Source organism: Cedecea sp. B1(4), from assembly GCF_059414925.1.
Genome location: NZ_JCAHMZ010000365.1, coordinates 1 through 309, shown reverse-complemented (window position 1 = coordinate 309; position 309 = coordinate 1). Strand labels below are relative to the sequence as shown.

Sequence of the window (309 nt, the reverse complement as noted above, 5' to 3'; positions counted from 1 at the left end):
GCGAGATGGCCTGGCTGTGGCAGGCGCGCGATGCGCTGGAGAACGCCCTGCAGGATTCCTTCGACGAGTTGGACGACAACCCCTGGGTGGTGCAGCTCTACGCCCAGGACGAGGCCGACTGGGACAACTATCGGCGCTCCCTGGCGAACTATCTGCAGCCGCGTGCACAGGGCAGCGCGTTCAGCGACTTCTACCTGCGCTTCTTCGCCCATCACCTGCGGGCCATCGCCAAGCCGGGTGGCCTGTTCGAGGACACCACGGTGACGCGCCTGCCGTGGCGCGGCCAAGTCCGGCGCGTGCGCATGGTGG

1 protein-coding gene is annotated in these 309 nt (G+C 68.0%); it reads left to right on the top strand.

Annotation, left to right across the window (positions count from 1 at the left end; all coding sequences use genetic code 11):
• On the top strand, window positions 1–309 hold a 309-nt coding region (locus ACR6JA_RS23315; RefSeq protein ID WP_494599920.1), incomplete at both ends, for a TraC family protein.